Source organism: Desertibacillus haloalkaliphilus, assembly GCF_019039105.1.
GTDB classification, from domain to species: domain Bacteria; phylum Bacillota; class Bacilli; order Bacillales; family KJ1-10-99; genus Desertibacillus; species Desertibacillus haloalkaliphilus.
In genome coordinates this window covers 1-422 of the sequence record NZ_JAHPIV010000177.1, presented here as the reverse complement: position 1 = coordinate 422, position 422 = coordinate 1, and the positions used below count along the sequence as shown (strand labels likewise).

Genomic DNA, 422 nt, shown 5'->3' with positions numbered 1-422 from the left:
TTGCAGCACAGAAGATTGCAGATCAATTAGTTGCTGCAGGGATACAAGGGATATTAAACTTTACACCAGCTAGACTCGACGTGCCAGAAACTGTACGTGTACACCATATTGATCTTTCGGTTGAGTTACAAGCATTGGTTTACTTTTTAAAGCATTACCCTGTATAAGGGTGGTTTTCCCTTTTTATACAGAATAGAAGCCATTGCCTTCTATTTGAACACACTCTATAATGAAGCGTAGGAAAAGGAGGTGCTACCTATGGGTGGATTAGGAGCAGGCAGCATTGCATTAATCGCAATCGTTGCGTTACTAATTTTTGGTCCAAAGAAGTTACCAGAGTTAGGAAAAGCTGCTGGGAATACATTACGTGAATTTAAAAACGCAACAAAAGGCTTAGCAGATGAAGATAAGAACAAGAAAAA

General features: G+C 39.3%; 1 protein-coding gene and 1 pseudogene. Both read left to right on the top strand.

Features of this window, described 5'->3' with window-relative positions; translation table 11 throughout:
• Positions 1-167: pseudogene (locus KH400_RS21425) on the top strand (redox-sensing transcriptional repressor Rex); the annotation flags it as partial.
• A 91-nt stretch (positions 168-258) separates the two neighbouring features.
• On the top strand, positions 259-422 hold a 164-nt coding region (gene tatAY, locus KH400_RS21420), incomplete at its 3' end, for a sec-independent protein translocase protein TatAY (protein ID WP_217228093.1).